Annotated in this window: 14 protein-coding genes and 2 pseudogenes; 10 read left to right on the top strand and 6 right to left on the bottom strand. The window is 70.7% G+C overall.

All coding sequences use genetic code 11. The features are described 5' to 3' along the window. The 4 genes and pseudogenes from GBO37_RS04535 to GBO37_RS04520 all read right to left on the bottom strand — a co-directional run. A partial coding sequence (locus GBO37_RS04535; RefSeq protein WP_252927478.1) for a DNA translocase FtsK 4TM domain-containing protein occupies positions 1-707 on the bottom strand: 707 nt, incomplete at its 3' end. A gap of 4 nt (positions 708-711) precedes the next feature. Then, a pseudogene (locus tag GBO37_RS04530) lies at positions 712-1,759 on the bottom strand (aminotransferase class I/II-fold pyridoxal phosphate-dependent enzyme). Positions 1,760-1,844: 85 nt separating this feature from the next. Next, positions 1,845-3,173, bottom strand: a complete 1,329-nt coding sequence (locus tag GBO37_RS04525) for an amidase (RefSeq protein WP_252927476.1) — start codon at positions 3,171-3,173, stop codon at positions 1,845-1,847. Then, a complete protein-coding gene (locus GBO37_RS04520; RefSeq protein ID WP_042251299.1) occupies positions 3,174-3,350 on the bottom strand; it encodes a DUF1674 domain-containing protein in 177 nt (58 codons plus the stop codon). It abuts the gene before it with no gap. Positions 3,351-3,443: 93 nt separating this feature from the next. Here GBO37_RS04520 and GBO37_RS04515 point away from each other — a divergent pair, with 93 nt between their 5' ends. The 10 genes and pseudogenes from GBO37_RS04515 (at position 3,444) to GBO37_RS04470 (ending at position 14,198) form a co-directional block, all read left to right on the top strand. Further along, positions 3,444-4,694, top strand: a complete 1,251-nt coding sequence (locus GBO37_RS04515) for an RsmB/NOP family class I SAM-dependent RNA methyltransferase (protein WP_252927491.1) — start codon at positions 3,444-3,446, stop codon at positions 4,692-4,694. Positions 4,695-4,754: 60 nt separating this feature from the next. Further along, positions 4,755-4,931, top strand: coding sequence for a hypothetical protein (locus GBO37_RS04510; protein WP_157001474.1), 177 nt, complete (start codon positions 4,755-4,757; stop codon positions 4,929-4,931). Positions 4,932-4,992: 61 nt separating this feature from the next. After that, positions 4,993-6,579, top strand: a complete 1,587-nt coding sequence (purH, locus tag GBO37_RS04505; protein ID WP_252927475.1) for a bifunctional phosphoribosylaminoimidazolecarboxamide formyltransferase/IMP cyclohydrolase — start codon at positions 4,993-4,995, stop codon at positions 6,577-6,579. Beyond that, positions 6,579-7,274, top strand: a complete 696-nt coding sequence (gene lspA / locus GBO37_RS04500) for a signal peptidase II (protein WP_064503553.1) — start codon at positions 6,579-6,581, stop codon at positions 7,272-7,274. Before purH ends, lspA begins: the two co-directional genes overlap by 1 nt. A 30-nt stretch (positions 7,275-7,304) precedes the next feature. Then, complete coding sequence (locus GBO37_RS04495; protein ID WP_252927474.1) at positions 7,305-7,823, top strand: DUF3035 domain-containing protein; 519 nt, start codon at positions 7,305-7,307, stop codon at positions 7,821-7,823. Then, positions 7,820-9,040: a cytochrome P450 gene (locus GBO37_RS21580; protein WP_148910569.1), complete on the top strand. Its 1,221-nt coding sequence runs from the start codon at positions 7,820-7,822 to the stop codon at positions 9,038-9,040. Before GBO37_RS04495 ends, GBO37_RS21580 begins: the two co-directional genes overlap by 4 nt. 173 nt (positions 9,041-9,213) lie before the next feature. Then, positions 9,214-10,647, top strand: coding sequence for a pitrilysin family protein (locus tag GBO37_RS04485; RefSeq protein ID WP_252927473.1), 1,434 nt, complete (start codon positions 9,214-9,216; stop codon positions 10,645-10,647). Next, positions 10,644-11,960 (top strand): pitrilysin family protein, encoded by a 1,317-nt coding sequence (locus tag GBO37_RS04480; protein ID WP_252927472.1) that lies wholly within the window; start codon positions 10,644-10,646, stop codon positions 11,958-11,960. Before GBO37_RS04485 ends, GBO37_RS04480 begins: the two co-directional genes overlap by 4 nt. A gap of 112 nt (positions 11,961-12,072) precedes the next feature. After that, positions 12,073-13,778, top strand: a pseudogene (gene mutL, locus GBO37_RS04475) (DNA mismatch repair endonuclease MutL). A 48-nt stretch (positions 13,779-13,826) separates the two neighbouring features. Next, positions 13,827-14,198, top strand: coding sequence for a DUF3775 domain-containing protein (locus GBO37_RS04470; RefSeq protein WP_252927471.1), 372 nt, complete (start codon positions 13,827-13,829; stop codon positions 14,196-14,198). A gap of 52 nt (positions 14,199-14,250) precedes the next feature. Here the strand turns inward: GBO37_RS04470 and GBO37_RS04465 are convergent, their stop codons facing one another. Then, the gene (locus tag GBO37_RS04465) at positions 14,251-15,444 is read right to left on the bottom strand and encodes a PQQ-dependent sugar dehydrogenase (RefSeq protein WP_252927470.1); all 1,194 of its coding nucleotides are present in this window, start codon (positions 15,442-15,444) and stop codon (positions 14,251-14,253) included. Between the two features lie 103 nt (positions 15,445-15,547). Further along, positions 15,548-16,603, bottom strand: a complete 1,056-nt coding sequence (locus GBO37_RS04460; RefSeq protein ID WP_252927469.1) for a saccharopine dehydrogenase — start codon at positions 16,601-16,603, stop codon at positions 15,548-15,550. Between the last annotated feature and the right edge of the window lie 90 nt (positions 16,604-16,693).

Here is a 16,693-nt window from a genome sequence, read left to right as displayed (position 1 = left end):
GCGGCCTTGCGGGGGGTGGCACCCTCGGCGCGCGGCTGGCGCAGGCGCTGCGCCGCGCCGGCGGCGGCCGATCCCGCCAGAACCGTCCCGTGCAGCGCCGTCGCCAGCCCCTGCCGGAACCGCAGCCACAGGGCCGCGACCTCTGTCCGGTCGAAACCCAGGACGAAGGCCGCCGCCGCGACCACGGCCACCGCGACCAGCAACGCCGCCAGGCGGATGCCCAGCTGTGCCTTCATCGGCAGCAGGTTCAGCATCGCGCCCATCACCATGTCGCCGAAATGGCCGCCCAGGCCGTAATTCTGCTGCCATTCGGGGCCGGGGATCAGCGTGCTGGCATAGATCGACACCAGGGCCACGGCGATCGGGGTGAAGATGCCGCGCATCAGGCGCTCCTCGCCCTTGTGCAGCATCATGCGCAGGCCCCAGACCCAGGCCGCGACGACCAGCATCCAGGCCCCCATGCCCGCGATCATGATCAGCGCCGAGGCGATCATCGCCCCGATCCCGCCCAGCATGTTCTGCGCCGGCGCGTCGGTGGCCGACCCGAAGCTGGGATCGTCGGGCGACCAGCTGCCCAGCATCATCGCGATCAGGATGCCCAGCACGATCAGCCCCGCGCCGATGGCCTCCTTGCCGCGTCGTTCCAGGGCGGCCTGGGTCGACTGGTCGAACAGCGGGTCGCGGTGTTTCGCCTGCCAGCTTGCCATGATCTCAGCCCCCCGTTTCGTCATATAGGACCGCCCGCAGGCGGGTCAGCGCGGCGCGCGTCTGGTCGGCATCGGCCACCAGCGCCACCCGGATGAAGCCCGCGCCGGGATTGATCCCGTCCACGTCGCGCGACAGATAGGCGCCGGGCAGCACCTGGATGCCCGCCTGCGCCCACAGCGTCCGCGCGGCCTGTTCGCCGTCGGCGACCGGCAGCCACAGAAAGAACCCGCCCTCCGGCGGCAGATAACTTGGGATATCGCCCCTGGGCGCGGCCGCCCGCGGCGAAGCCAGACCGCAGGCCGGGCAGGTTCGACCGCTTGGACAGCGAATTGAACATCACCACCCGGTCGGGCAGGCCCATCGCGGTCGCGACCTGCAGGGCACCCGCCGGTGGCGCATCGCGCCAGATCTCGGAATAGCATTCGTCGGCCAGGATCAGGAAATCGTGCCTCTCCGCCAGGGTCACCAGCGTTTCCAGGTATTCGCGGTCGGCCACCGCCCCCTGCGGGTTGGCGGGCGAACACAGATAGGCCAGCGCCACCCGGTCCAGCAGCGCCGGGTCCAGCCCCGCGTAATCGGGCAGGTTGCCCGTGGCGGGCGTGGCCGGCACGAACAGCGCCTGCGCCTGCACCGCGGCGGCGGCGACCGCATAGACCTGATAGAACGGGTTCGGCACCAGCACGATCGGCTGCTGGCCGGCCTTGGTCTCGGGGCAGAGCGCCAGGGCCGCGTTGAACAGCCCCTCGCGCGTGCCGTTCAGCACCATCAGCCGGTCAGGTGAAACGTCCAGGCCATAGCGGCGGTCCAGCCAGCCGCCGATCGCCGACAGCAGTTCGGGCGCGCCCTCGTTCGGGGGGTATTTCGCCAGTTCGGGCAGGCTGTCGGCCATCACCTGCGCCACGAAACCGGGCATCGGGTGGCGGGGCTCTCCGATGGTCAGGATCATGGGGGATTCGCCGGGGGCCAGCCCCGGCTCGATATCCGACAACAGCGCCCGCAAACGCGGGAACGCGTAGTCCGGCAGGTTCGAGAACCGCTCGGGGAATGCCATCTCTGCCTCGCTTTTCGGGGTCTGCGCCCCGTTCCTTGGCGGAAACATTAGCGTGATCCGGGCCTTGCGTCCAGCAAAGACCCGGTCACGCCAGTGCGGCCTCGGCCCCCGCCGCCACGCGCAGCAGATGCCGGTCCTGACCGGCATGGCCCAGCAGGCTGATCCCGCAGGCCGGGTGCCCGGTGGGCAGGGTGATCGCGGGCAGGCCCAGCAGGTTCGCGATCCGGGTGTTGCGCAGGGTCAGCAGGTTGGCGCGCACGAATTCCGACCCGTCGGTCATCAGCCGTGCGGTAGCGGGCGGCAGGATCGGCACCGTCGGCAGCAGCACGGCGTCGTATCCGCCGACGACCTCCTTGATCCACTTGCGGCGCACGCGGGCCAGGCTTTCCCATGCCGCGACATAGTCGGGCGCGCTGACCCCTGCCCCGCCACGGAACCGCTCCAGGATGGGCTGCCACATCAGTTCCGGCGCATCCTCGATCTGGGCGCGCCAGATGCCATAGGCCTCGGGGGCGAACAGCTGCGGCGACAGGGCCATGGCCTTGTCCAGCCAGTCGGTCGAGACGTGCGCGATCTGCGCACCGGCCCGACCCAGCCTATCCACCGCGTCCTGGAACGCCGTCACCGGCCCGGATTCGGCGTCGTCGAAGGGCAGCCCCTCCAGCACCATCAGGCGCAGGCCCTGCACGTTGGCGCCGTCCAGGTCGGGGGCCCGCTGGTCGGCCATGATCGCAAAAATCTGGGCACAGTCCTCGACGCTGCGGGCGATGGGGCCCGCGATGTCGAACCTGCGCGCCAAGGGCACCACGCCCTTTTCGGGCAGCGCGCCATGCGTGGGCTTGAACCCCACCAGCCCGTTCCACGCCGCGGGCACGCGGACGGACCCGCCCGTGTCGGTGCCAACCGCCGCCGCCGCCAGCCCCAGCGCCACCGACACCGCCGCCCCGGATGACGAGCCCCCCGGCGCCAGGTCCGGGTCCAGCGCATTGGGCGGCGTCGCCGTGCGCGGGTTCAGCCCCAGCCCGGAAAACGCCAGTTCGGTCATGTGGGTCTTGCCCAGGCAGACCATGCCGCGACGGGCCGCGCGCGCCAGGATGTTGGCGTCCTTGCGCGGCACGCGCCCCTCCAGCAGGCGCGATCCGGCCTCGGTCACGGTGCCGCCGCTGTCGATGTTGTCCTTCCAGCTGATGGCCACGCCGTCCAGCAGGCTGTGGCGGCGTTCCTGTTTCGCGCGGTCATGGGCGGCCACGGCCTCGGACCGGGCGCGGGCGGCGGTCAGGCGGGCATAGATGCGCGCGCAATCGGGGTGATCCTTCGCGGCGGCCAGATAGGCCTCGGTCTGGTCGATGGGGTCCAGGACCCCCGCCATGATGGCGCGGCCCTGCTGGGTGGCCGATGCCCGCAACCAGTCCATTCAGAAATCCACCGCGATTCCGCCCTTTTCCCAGTCGCCATAGCGGACCGGCTCCGGCCCGTCGCGCCCGCCGTATTCGACCGGCAGGATCTGCCCGGCCTGCTGTTTCCTGCGGGCCTCGGCCTCGGCCAGGGCGCGCTGTGCGGCGGCGGGCAGGGCGGGGGTGTCATCGCTCATGGAAAGATCCTCCGAATGGGCGTAAGGGGTCGCGGAACAGTGTTGAACATCACTTAGGCAAAGGAAAGCGTTTTGGCAAAGCCGGGCGGCGATATGGCGCGCAAGGGCGCATTGCGATTGATCCAGGGCGTGCGCGACGGGCGGTCCCTGTCGGACCAGTCCGGCAGCCTGCGCGCGCTGCCGGTGGCCGAACAGGCCCGGGCGGCCCGGCTGGCGGCCGAGACGCTGCGCCATCAGGGTCGCGGAGACGTGGTGATCGACGCCTTCGTGAACCGCAGGCCCGCCCCCCAGATCGCCGACGTGCTGCGCCTGGCCGTGGTCGAGATGCTGGAGCTGGGCGCCCCTGCCCACGGCGTCGTGGGTGCGGCGGTCGACCTGACCCGGACGCTGGGCGCGCGCGGCCAGGCGGCGGCGGGCATGGTCAACGCGGTCCTGCGCAAGGTGGGCGCGTATCAGGGCTGGGCCGACCTAGCCCCGCAACCCTTGCCCGAATGGCTGCGCGGCCCGCTGGTCGAGGCTTACGGCGACGCGGTGATGACCGCCATCGAGGCCGCCCATCAGCGCGGCGCGCCCCTGGACCTGACGATGAAGCCCGGCGCGGACCCGGTGCCGGGCGCCGATGCGCTGCCCACCGGGTCGTGGCGCCTGCAGGGTCCGGCGCAGGTGACTGCCCTGCCGGGGTTCGATGAGGGCCAGTGGTGGGTCCAGGATGCCGCCGCGGCCCTGCCCGCGCGCCTGCTGGCCCCGCGGCCCGGCGAACGCATCGCAGACCTGTGCGCGGCGCCCGGCGGCAAGACGCTGCAGCTGGCGGCGGCCGGTGTCCATGTCACCGCCGTGGACATCAGCGAACAGCGCCTGCGCCGCGTGACCGAGAACCTGGCCCGCTGCGGGCTGACCGCCGATCTGGTCGCGGCCGACGTGCTGGACTGGCGCCCCGACGTGGCACCCGACGCGATCCTGCTGGACGCGCCCTGCAGCGCCACGGGCACCATCCGCCGCCATCCCGACCTGCCCTTCATCCGCGACGGCCACGGCATCGCCGAGCTGATCGAGCTGCAGGCGACCCTGCTGGATCACGCGCTGTCGGTGTTGCGGCCCGGTGGGCGGCTGGTCTATGCCACCTGTTCGCTGATCCCCGACGAGGGCGAGGTCCAGATCGACGAGGTGCTGGTCCGCCATCCCGGCCTGATCGTGGAACGCCCGGATCTGGCGCGGATCGACCTGCCCGGCATCGACCCCGCCTGGGTCACCGAGGAGGGCGGCCTGCGCCTGCGCCCGGATTACTGGGCCGACCGGGGCGGGATGGACGGGTTCTACATGGCTTGCCTGCGCAAGCCCGGCTGAACGGAACCGTCGGGCCGCCTTGCGCCTTCCATCCGCGAATGCGGATGAAAGGATGACCAGATGAGGCTGACCACTGTCGCGATGGGACTGAAACTGGCGCAGGCCGTCCTGCGCACGCGCGGCGCCAGCACGGCGGCCAAGGGTGCGGGCGGCCTTGCCTCGGGGATCGGCACGGCCGTGATGGTCGTGGCGGCGGTGCAGCTGGCGCAGCAGCTGTTCTCGTCCCGCAAGCGCTGAGGCGCTGGACCTTCGGCGGGGGTTTCGGTAACTGGGCGTCACCCAGAGACACGAGGCCCCCATGTCCGACCCCGTCGCCATCCGACGCGCGCTTCTCTCCGTTTCCGACAAGACCGGCCTGATCGATTTCGCCCGCGCCCTGGATGCGCGGGGCGTCCAGATCCTGTCCACCGGCGGCAGCGCCAAGGCCCTGCGCGACGCGGGCCTGTCCGTGACCGACGTGGCAGACGTGACGGGTTTCCCGGAGATGATGGACGGCCGCGTCAAGACGCTGCACCCGGCAGTGCATGGCGGTCTGCTGGCCCTGCGCGACAATGCCGACCACGTTGCGGCGATGGAGCAGCACGGCATCGGCGCGATCGACCTGCTGGTCGTGAACCTCTATCCCTTCGAGGAGACCGTCGCCAAGGGCGCGGCCCATGACGACTGCATCGAGAACATCGACATCGGCGGCCCGGCCATGATCCGCGCCGCCGCCAAGAACCACGGCTTCGTCACCGTGGTGGTGGACGTGCAGGATTACGACGCGGTCCTGGCCGAGCTGGACGCGAATGGCGGCACGACCCTGCCCTTCCGCCAGCGGATGGCGCAGACGGCCTATGCCCGCACCGCCGCTTATGACGCGGCCGTCAGCACCTGGATGGCCGATGCCATCGGCGAGGCGACGCCCCGCCGCCGCGCCTTCGCGGGCACCTTGGCCCAAGGGCTGCGCTATGGCGAAAACCCGCATCAGCTGGCGGCCTTCTATGTCACGGGCGAGGCGCGTCCCGGCGTGGCCACGGCGCAGCAGCACCAGGGCAAGGAGCTGTCCTACAACAACATCAACGACACCGATGCCGCCTTCGAGCTGGTGTCCGAGTTCGACCCGGCGGACGGCCCCGCCTGCGCGATCATCAAGCATGCCAATCCCTGCGGCGTGGCCCAGGGCGCGACCGCGCTGGAGGCCTACAGGCGGGCCTTCGACTGCGACCGCACCTCCGCCTTCGGCGGCATCATCGCGCTGAACCAGCCGCTGGACGGGGCCACCGCCGAGGAGATCGTCAAGATCTTCACCGAGGTCGTCATCGCCCCCGATGCCGACGCCGACGCGCGCCGCATCTTTGCCGCCAAGAAGAACCTGCGCCTGCTGACCACGGGCGGGCTGCCCGATCCGCGCGCCGGGGGGCTGACCTTCCGGCAGGTGTCGGGCGGCATGCTGATCCAGGGCCGCGACAACGGCCATGTGGCCCGCGCCGACCTGCGCATCGTGTCCGACCGCCAGCCGTCGGAGCAGGAGCTGGCCGACCTGATGTTCGCCTGGACGGTCGCCAAGCACGTGAAATCCAACGCCATCGTCTATGCCAAGGACCTGGCCACCGTCGGCATCGGCGCGGGCCAGATGAGCCGCGTGGACAGCACCCGCATCGGGCGGCGCAAGTCCGAGGACATGGCCCAGGTCCTGGGCCTGTCGGAACCGCTGACCGATGGCGCGGCGGTGGCGTCCGACGCGTTCTTCCCCTTTGCCGACGGCATCGAGGCCCTGGCCGAGGCCGGCGCCCGCGCGGTCATCCAGCCCGGCGGGTCGATGCGCGACGACGAGGTGATCGCGGCGGCCAACCGCCTTGGGCTGGCGATGGTCCTGACCGGCCAGCGTCACTTCCGCCACTGATGGCCGCGCCCGCGAAACCCGCCGCCCGCAAGGCGCGCCCGGCACCCCAGCCCGCGCGCAGCGACATGCGGCCGGTGATCTGGGTCGCGCTGGCGATCTTTCTGGCCGACCAGGCGCTGAAATACGTCGTCGTCCACATGCTGGACCTGGACCGCGTGCGGTCGATCGACGTGTTCCCCCCCTGGCTGAACCTGCGCATGGCCTGGAACCAGGGCGTGAACTTTGGCCTGATGGCGTCGGATACGGACATCATGCGCTGGGTGCTGATCGGGGTGGCGCTGGTCATCTGCACCTGGGTATGGATCTGGGTCTGGCGCGCGGGCCTGGGGCGGTTCGCCCGCATCTCGGCCGGGCTGCTGATCGGCGGCGCGCTGGGCAACGTGGTGGACCGCGTTCTTTATGGTGCGGTGGCCGATTTCCTGAACATGTCGCTGCCGGGCTGGCAGAACCCCTACAGCTTCAACGTGGCCGACATCTCGATCTTTGCGGGCGCGTTGGGGCTGGTGCTGATGCCGCAGCCCAAGACGACCGAAACCCCCGCCCCGGCAAAGCCCCGCACACAGCGCACAGCGCCCAAGCCGCCTGCGCGTCCGGCACCCAAGGTGCCTTCGCCGCCGCCCGCCGGTCCGCGCCAGCCCGACCTGTTCGCGCCCGCCGACCAACAGGGTCGTGACGGCGACGGAAAACCGGGCTAGAAGGGCGCAACGGACCAAAGGGGGCAGGACATGCGGACAAGCGCGCTGGTGATCGGATTTGCGGCCGCGATGGGGCTTTCCGCCTGTGGCGGCGGGACGCTGAACAATATCGGCGCGGGCCAGGTGGGGCCGGACGAATTCGCGATCCTGCCCACGCGGTCGCTGTCGATGCCGCCCGATCTGGCGGTGCTGCCCGCACCCACGCCGGGCGGCGCGAACATCACCGATCCGAACCCCCGCGGCGACGCGGTCGCCGCCCTGGGCGGTAACCCGGAACACCTGGCGAACCAGGGCATCGGGGCCGCGGACCAGGCGCTGGTCGCGCAGGCCGGCCGCGCGGGCACCGACCCGCAGATCCGCGAACGCCTGGCACAATCGGACGCCGAATGGCGGGCCCGCAACGGCCGCCGCCCGCTGGAGCGCATCATGGGCACGCCGGTCTATCAGCGCGCCTATGCGCCGATGGCGCTGGACCCCGTCAGCGAACAGCGGCGCTGGCAGCGCGCCGGGGCCATCACCTCGACCGCGCCGGCGCCCGCAGCAGAGTGAGCACCGCCGTCTTCGACCCGACGGACCCCGGTTTCGGGGCCGATCCCTGGCCCGCCTATGCGGCGCTCAGGGCGCAGCCGGGCCTGCCCCTTTGGCCGGGCTTCGGTGGCCATCTGGCATCGCGCATGGCGGATGTGCGCGCCATCGCGCTGGACCGGCGCATGGTACGCGCGCCAGCGGCCTTTGCCCCGCCCGAACAGGTACGCGCGATGCAGGTCGCGGGCAACTTCCATGACATGCCGTTTCACGAACGCTTCGTGCAGACCTCGATGCTGGACACGGACGGGCCGGATCACGACCGGCTGCGCCGCGCGGTGTTCCCGTTCTTTACCCGGACCCGGCTGGAAGGGATGCGCGGTTTCGTCACGGCATGGGTCGATGCTGCGCTGGATCGCCTGGTCCCGCAGGGGCGGATCGATTTCATCGCCGATCTGGCGGCGCACCTGCCGGGGCAGGTGATCGGCCACCTCATCGGCACGGACCCGGCGCTGGCCCCGCAGATGACCGAATGGTCCGATCACGTGGTCAGCTATTTCGACATCGACCGGACGCCCGCCAAGAAGGCCCGCGCCGAGGAGGCCACGCGCCTGTTCGCGGCGCTGCTGGAGGACCTGCACGCCGAACGCGCCGCCTGCCCGCGCGACGACCTGATGTCCGCGATGATCGAGGCCGAGCGCGCGGGCCTGATGACCCATGACGAACTGATCGCCACGATCATGCAGATCCTGCATGCAGGGCATGGATCGACCATCGACGTGTTGGGGTCGGGGATGGTGGCGCTGCTGGATCACCCGGACCAGGCGGCCCTGCTGCGCGCGCAGCCGGACCTGATGCCGCAGGCGGTGCAGGAGATGTTCCGCTTTTCCGCGCCGCTGCCGTTCTTTCACCGCTATGCGTCGGAGGACCTGACGATCTGCGGGCGGGACTGGCCCAAGGGCACGCTGTTCGGGCTGCTTTACGCGTCGGCCAACCGCGACCCCGAGGCCTTTGCCGATGCCGACCGCTTTGACGTCACCCGCCGTCCGAACGTGCATCTGGCCTTTGGCGCAGGCGTGCATGTCTGTCTGGGCAATAATCTAGCGCGACTGAACATGGAGACGCTGTTCACGGCCCTGCTGGCCCGCGCGCCGGGGATGGCGGCGGATGGGCCGGTGCGGTGGAAACAGGGGCTGCAGGCGCATGGGCCGCTGTCCCTGCCGGTGCGTCTGACCGCCTGACCGGCGCGCGGGTCGGAACGGGTCGCCCGGCCCGCCCCCATCGAGGGGGCCGTCCGGGCGTGCGGCTGGCGCCGCGACCCTGCCGCCGGCGCTGCACATTCGCGCGAGCGTGGCTTGCGCGGCCTGCCCCTGAAGTCCAAGTTGCCCCTCAGCAAGAGGAGGTTGCTCCATCCATGCGTTACCCCGCATCCCGTTCCGCCCTGGCAGTGGCCCTGGCGCTTGGCACGTCGCTGACCGGCCTGCCCGCCCTGGCGCAGGACGCCGCCGCCCCGATGCCCGACGGCGTCACCCATTTCACCCTTCCCAACGGCCTGGAGACGGTGGTCATCCAGGACGAGCGCGCGCCCGTCGTGGTGCAGATGGTCTGGTACAAGATCGGCGCGGCGGACGAGGTGCCGGGCAAGTCCGGCATCGCGCACTATCTGGAACACCTGATGTTCAAGGGCACCGATACGCTGGAGCCTGGAGAGTTGTCCAAGACGGTGACGGCGAACGGGGGCAGCGACAACGCCTTCACTTCGTGGGATTTCACGGCCTATTTCCAGCGCATCGCCAGCGACCGCCTGCCCCTGGTGATGGGGATGGAGGCCGACCGCATGGCCAACCTGAACATCCGCGATGAGGACTGGCAGGCCGAACGCCAGGTCGTGCTGGAGGAGCGCGCGCAGCGCGTCGACAGCGACCCCGCCGCCCTGTTCGCCGAGGAGCTGAACGCGGTCGTCTATGACAACCACCCCTATGGCCGGCCGATCATCGGCTGGCGCGACGAGATCGAGGCGCTGACCCGCGACGACGCGGTCGCCTGGTACGACACGCATTATTCGCCGAACGAGGCCGTGCTGGTCATCGCCGGCGACGTCACCCCGGAGGAGGCGCGTGCCTTGGCCGAGGAGCATTACGGTGCCATCCCCGCCAAGGGCGAGGCCGAACCGCGCATCCGCCCGCAAGAGCCGCCCAAGCGGACCGCGCGGCGGCTGGAGATGTCGGACCCGCGCGTCGCGCAGCCCCGGATGATCCGCACCGTGCTGGCCGCGGAACGCGATCCGGGCGCGCAGGAGGATGCGGCGGCGCTGACCGTGCTGGCGGCGCTGCTGGGCGGGTCATCGCAGACCTCGTATCTGGCGCAGCAGCTGACGCTGCCGGGAACGGCGCTGTGGGCGGGGGCCAGCTATGACGGGCTGTCGCTGGACCGGACCGAATTCATGCTGTCGCTGGTTCCGGCCGAGGGCACCCCGCCCGAGGAGGCCGAAGCGGCATTGGACGAGGCGCTGGCGCAGTTTCTGGCCGACGGTCCGGACGAGGCCGACCTGGAGCGCGTCAAGACCCGCATCCGGGCCGAGGAGATCTATTCGCGCGATTCGGCGCATGGCCGGGCCTATGACTATGGCCAGGGGCTGTCGACCAGCCTGACCGTGCAGGACGTGAACGACTGGCCCGACATCCTGAACGCGGTCACCGCCGAGGACGTGATGGCCGCCGCCCGCGACGTGCTGCAGGCGCCCGCCGTGACCGGCTGGCTGCTGCCCGCCCCCGCGGAGGCGGAGGCCGCCGCGACCCAGGAACCGGCCCCGGCCACCCCCGACGAACAGACCGAGGTGCAAGGATGATCCGTGCCGCAATCGCCACCGTTCTTGCCCTGCTGGCCGTGCCGGCGCAGGCGATCGAGATCCAGGACGTCACCTCTCCGGGTGGGATCAAGGCCTGGCTGGTCCAAGACGACAGCATCCCCTTTGTGGCGCTGGACATCCAGTTCCGCGGCGGTGCCAGCATGGACGCCGAGGGCAAGCGCGGCGCCGTCAACATGATGACCGCGCTGCTGGAGGAGGGCGCCGGGTCGAACAGCGCCACGCAGTTCGCCCAGGCGGTCGAGGACCTGGGCGCGCGGCTGTCCTTTTCGGCCAGCGACGACACGGTGTCCGTGGGCTTCCAGTCCCTGACCGAGAACCGCGACGCCGCCGCCGACCTGCTGGCTCAGGCGCTGGCGCAGCCGCGGTTCGACGAAGATGCGCTGACCCGCGTGCGCGGACAGGTGCAGGCAGTGATCCGGTCCGAGGCGACCGATCCGAACAGCATCGCCGCCAAGGAGATGGCGGCGCAGGCCTGGGGCGAGCATCCCTATGCGACCTCGATCAACGGGACGGCGGAGAGCGTCGCGGCCCTGACCAGGCAGGACCTGGTGGCGGCCAAGAACCGCGTGCTGGCGCGCGACCGGGTGGTCGTGGGCGCGGCGGGCGACATCTCGGCCGAGGAGCTGGGGCTGCTGCTGGACCGCATCCTGGGCGGGTTGCCGGAACAGGCGACCGCCCCCCTGCCCGAGCAGGCGGAGCTGCAGGTGACCGGCGGCACGACGGTCATCGACTGGGACAGCCCGCAGACCGTGGTGGCCTTTGCCGGGCCGGGCATCCCGATCGACGACCCCGATTATTTCGCGGCTTTCGTCGCCAACCACATCCTGGGCGGCGGGGGCTTCAGTTCCCGCCTGATGGAGGAGATCCGCGAGAAGCGCGGGCTGACCTATGGCGTGGGAACGGCGCTGGCCACGGGGCTGTACGGCCAGACCTGGCAGGGCGGCATGTCGGGATCGAACGCCACCACGGCCGAGGCGGTGGAGCTGATCCGCGCCGAATGGGCCCGCATGGCCGAGGGTGTGACGGACCAGGAACTGACCGATGCCAAGACCTATCTGACCGGGGAATATCCCCTGCGGTTCGACGGGAACGGACGCATCGCATCGATCCTGGCAGGCATGCAGCTGATCGGATTCCCGATCGACTATATCGATACCCGCAATGCCAAGGTCGAGGCGGTGACGTCCGAGGACGTGTCCCGCGTGGCGCAGCGCCTGCTGGACCCCGAACGGCTGCGCTTCGTGCTGGTCGGCCGCCCCGAGGGGATCGAATCGGACCCTGTCACCAACTGAACCGACAACAGCGGTGGCGCCGCGCCTCAAGGGGCGCGGCGCGGTCGTTCCGGGGGGCTGATGTCCCGCGAATCTCTGGCAGCGGCGGGGCAGTCCTGCTAGATTTGGGGCGATGAACAGCCATACCCCCAAGATACGCCCCGACGGCCGCCCCGTGATCCGCCAGCTGGACGAGGCCACCGCCAACCGCATCGCGGCGGGCGAGGTGGTCGAGCGCCCGGCCTCGGCGGTCAAGGAACTGGTCGAGAACGCGCTGGACGCCGGCGCCACCCGGATCGAGATCGCTATCCAGGATGGCGGCAAGCGGCTGATCCGCGTCACCGACGACGGCTGCGGCATGGTGCCGGACGACCTGCCGCTGGCCCTGTCGCGCCATGCCACAAGCAAGATCGACGGGACCGACCTGCTGGCCATCACCAGCTTCGGCTTTCGCGGCGAGGCGCTGCCGTCGCTTGGCGCGGTCGGGCGGCTGACCATCACCTCGCGCACGCGGGGGGGCGAGGGGGCGTCCATCGCGGTCACCGGAGGGCGGCTGGACCCGCTGCGCCCGGCGGCCGCCAATTGCGGCACCGTGGTCGAGTTGCGCGACCTGTTCTTTGCCACGCCCGCGCGGCTGAAATTCCTGCGCACCGACCGGGCCGAGACGCAGGCGGTGGCCGACACGGTGCGCCGCCTGGCGATGGCCGAACCCTATGTGGGCTTTTCGCTGACCGCCGACGGGCGCGAGATCTTTCGCGCCGATGCCGAGCAGGGAGAGCTGTTCGGGGCGCTGACCACGCGGCTGACCCGGCTGATGGGGACGGATTTCATCGACAACGCCCTGCCCATGGATGCCGAACGCGACGGGATCACCCTGACGGGCTATGCCGCCCTGCCGACTTATTCGCGTGGGGCGGCGGTGGCGCAGCATCTGTACGTGAACGGGCGGCCGGTGCGCGACAAGCTGCTGACCGGGGCGCTCAGGGCGGGCTACATGGACGTGCTGGCGGCGGGCCGGCATCCGGCGGCGGTACTGTTTCTGGAATGCGATCCGCAGATGGTGGACGGCAGGCGGTGCAGGTCGAACCGGGGCCCGAACCTTTGGCCGAAAACCGGTCAGACCCGCGGCCCGCATGGCAGGCCGACAGGCCGTCAGCGGCGGCCGTGCGGGCGGCGCTGGACCTGCAGATGCCGGGCTTTGCCGAGACGCCGTCGGCGCGGTTCGACCCGGTCGTGGCCGACGCGCCGATGGAGGACGCGCCCCTGGGGGCCGCGCGCGCGCAGATCCACGAAAACTACATCATCGCGCAGACGCCCGACGGGCTGGTGATCGTCGATCAGCATGCCGCCCATGAAAGGCTGGTCTATGAGCGGCTGAAGGCGCAGGCGCAGTCCGCGGGCATCCCGGCCCAGGCCCTGCTCATCCCCGAGATCGTCGAGCTGTCCCCGGCCGATGCCGATCGCATCCTGTCCATCGCCGCCGATCTTGCCGCGCTTGGTCTGGTGGTCGAGCCGTTCGGCCCGGGCGCGGTCGCGCTGCGCGAGGTGCCCGCGATGCTGGCGCGGCTGGACGGGCGCGCGCTGATCCGCGACATCCTGGACGATCTGGCCGATCAGGGCGCGTCGGACCGGCTGCAGGCGCGCATCGATGCGGTGCTGTCGTCGATGGCCTGCCACGGGTCGGTCCGGTCCGGTCGCCGGATGGGCGCGGACGAGATGAACGCCCTGCTGCGCGAGATGGAGCGCACGCCGAAATCGGGCCAGTGCAACCATGGCCGTCCGACTTGGGTCAAGCTGCAACTGTCCGACATCGAACGCCTGTTCGGTCGCAGGGATTGACGCAGGGCGCGCGCGGATCGATCCTGTGCCCAGACAGGAGGTGCCGCGATGCTGCAGGTTGCCGTCGACAAGATCGCCCATGTGATCATCCGCGCCCGCGATTACGAAAGCGGCGTGAATCCCTGGGCCCATCAGGGCGGTGGACGCCAGCATGGCACCCGGTCCGAGCTGCACGATTTCATCGCGGGCCTGAACGAGGATGAGCAGGCCAGCCTGGTCGCCGTGATGTGGATCGGGCGCGACAGCTTTGAGCCGTCCGAACTGGAGGAGGCGATCCGCACCGCCCGGATCGAACGGACCATCCCGACCGAGGATTACCTGATGGGCGAACCCCGACTGGCCGACCTGCTGGAGGCCGGGCTGGAGGGGCTGGGCATCTCTCCCGGCGACATCGAAGACGACCTGCAGCGTCCGGTATGACGAAGGGCGGCCCCGCAGGACCGCCCCAAGACCAAGACCGATCGTGGCCGGATCACCCTTCCGGGGTCAGGCGAACCAGACGGCCGTTCTCCTCGTCGATGATGACGACCAGGGCGCCGTCCTGGGCGACCTCGACCTCGCGGACGCGGCCGATGCCCTGGGCCAGGCGCGCCTCTCCGGTCACGGTGGTGCCGTCCAGTTCCAGCCGGATGATGTCACCCGACCGCAACCCGCCGACCAGCGCGTCGCCCTGCCAGTCGGGGAACATGTCGCCATCATAGAAGGCCATGCCGCTGATCGCGGGCGACGGGTCCCAGTAATAGACCGGCTGTTCGGTGCCCTCGACCTGGGTCGCTCCCATCTGGGCCCCGCTATAATCGGTGCCGTAGGTGGCCAGGGGCCAGCCATAGTTCAGGCCGCCCTCGACGGCGTTCAGCTCGTCACCGCCCTTGGGGCCGTGCTCGTTCATCCACAGCTGGCCGTCAGGGCCCATCGCGGCGCCCTGGATGTTGCGATGGCCGATGGACCAGATCTCGGGCAGCGCGCCCTCGATTCCGGCCCCGGCCGGCGTGCCGTCGGTGGCGTTGATGCGGATGATCTTGCCCAATGTCGCCTGCGGGTCCTGGGCGTATTGGCGGGGTTCGGGGTCGCTGCGTTCGCCCAGGCCGACAAAGATGTGGCCTTTGCCGTCATGCACGATCCGTGCGCCGAAATGCTTGGTCGAGGCCCATGCCGGCTGCTGCTGCCAGATGCGCTGGACATCGTCCATCGTGGTGCCGTCCTCGGACAGGATACCGGTCGCGACGGCGGTGGCGTTCGTGCCGTCGCCGCGAGGTTCGGCATAGGTCCACCAGACGCGGCGGGTGTCCGCGAAATCGTCCGCCACGGACACGTCGTGCAGGCCGCCCTGGTCGCGGGCATCGACCTCGGGCAAGCCCTGAATGGGTTCGGACAGGGTACCGTCGGTGGTATAGATGCGCATCCGGCCGGGGCGTTCGGTGATCAGCCAGTTCCCGTCGGGCAATTCCTGCAGGCCCCAGGGATGCTCCAGCCCCTCGACCAGAACCTGCTGCTGCAGGCCGGTGCTGTCCAGCATGGGCGCGCGGGTCTGGCCTTCGAAGGCGGGCTTTTGGTCATAGGCGGCCCCGTTGGGGGCGGCGTCGTTGAAACCCTGCGCCGCGGCCATCGAGGCCAGGAATCCTGTGGCGGCAAGGGTGGTCAGGCTTGTCGTCGTACGGCGCGTCATGGGGTCCTCCGATCCGGTGAATACCCTGCCCAATTCGTGACACGGCCCGGCGTTCCCCCCTGCGGCAACACGTCCCTGTCAGGCGGCCGTGACGGCGCCCATGTCAGCGCGCGTCGCGATGGTCGCGAAACAACGCACCCGCCCGGCCCCAGGCGCCCGCGTCAAGGTCGTCCAGCCCCCGCAGCACGGGCAGCAGTTGGGCCGCGTAATCCTCGCTGCTTTCGCGCGGCAGCATCGAGGGCAGGTTGTCGATCGCCATCACGTCCAGCACCGGCGCATCCGCCACCCGCAGGACCGGCGCGTCCCAGGTGGTGGTGCGGTCATAGACCTTGATCGGGGAAAAATCGCTGGTCGGGTCGCAGGCCACGTCACCGATGACGCTCAGCGTACGACCCGGCGCCACGGCATCGGCGGACACGAAGACCGGGGCGCCGGGATGGGCCAGGATCGCGTTGACGAAGACATCGTGCATCAGCACCTCGGGGAAGGGGCCGCCATGGGCGGTCTCGGCCATGTCCCACCCGGTCACGGTGACGCCCATCGCGGTCAGCAGGTCGGCCGCGCCACTGCCCACGCGGCCCTTGGCGCCGATGACGATGGCCCGCGGACGCGGGCGGCCGGTGGCGTCCAGCCGCGCCCGCAGGTCGTCCAGCAGGCGGTGCCGGTCGGGATAGGCGGCCACCGGGCCGCAGATGCCGCCCGACTGCTGCGCGGCCCAGGCCATCAGCGACACCGCCGCCCCCGCATAGCCCGCCCAGTACCCGAAGGCCGCCAGCCTGCGCCCCGTGTCGTCGGTCAGATATTCCAGGTCATACAGCGCCCCGCCCCCGGCCCGGAACCGGTCCAGCAGCACCCGACCCGCGGGCTGGCCCTTGAAGGCGTGGCCGAACATCACGTGGCGATGGCGCAGGGGAGTGCCGCCCTCGGGCAGCTCCTTGAGGCCGAATACGATGGCGTTGTCGGGCGCGGTGGGCCAGCTGCCCTCGGGGGCGATGGTCGCGCCGGCCTTGGCATAGGCTTCGGTCGGGATGATGCGGCGGGGGCTGTCCTCGACCGTGACGCGCATGCCCTGCCCGATCAGCGCGGCGACCCCGTCCGGGGTGATGCCCACGCGATCCTCGTTCGGGCGGCTTTCCGCCCTGACCCACAGATGTGTCATCCCGATCCCCTGCCATGGCTTGCGCCCCAAGCTGTAGGTCACGCGGCAATGCGCCGCAAGCACGGGCCGGAACCCCCGGCACGCTGCCGG

The sequence above is a fragment of the Paracoccus sp. 08 genome (genome assembly GCF_024105395.1).
In the GTDB taxonomy this organism is placed as follows: Bacteria; Pseudomonadota; Alphaproteobacteria; order Rhodobacterales; family Rhodobacteraceae; genus Paracoccus; species Paracoccus marcusii.
The sequence above is the reverse complement of the archived record's forward strand: the minus strand, read 5'-3'. Positions and strand labels throughout refer to the sequence as shown.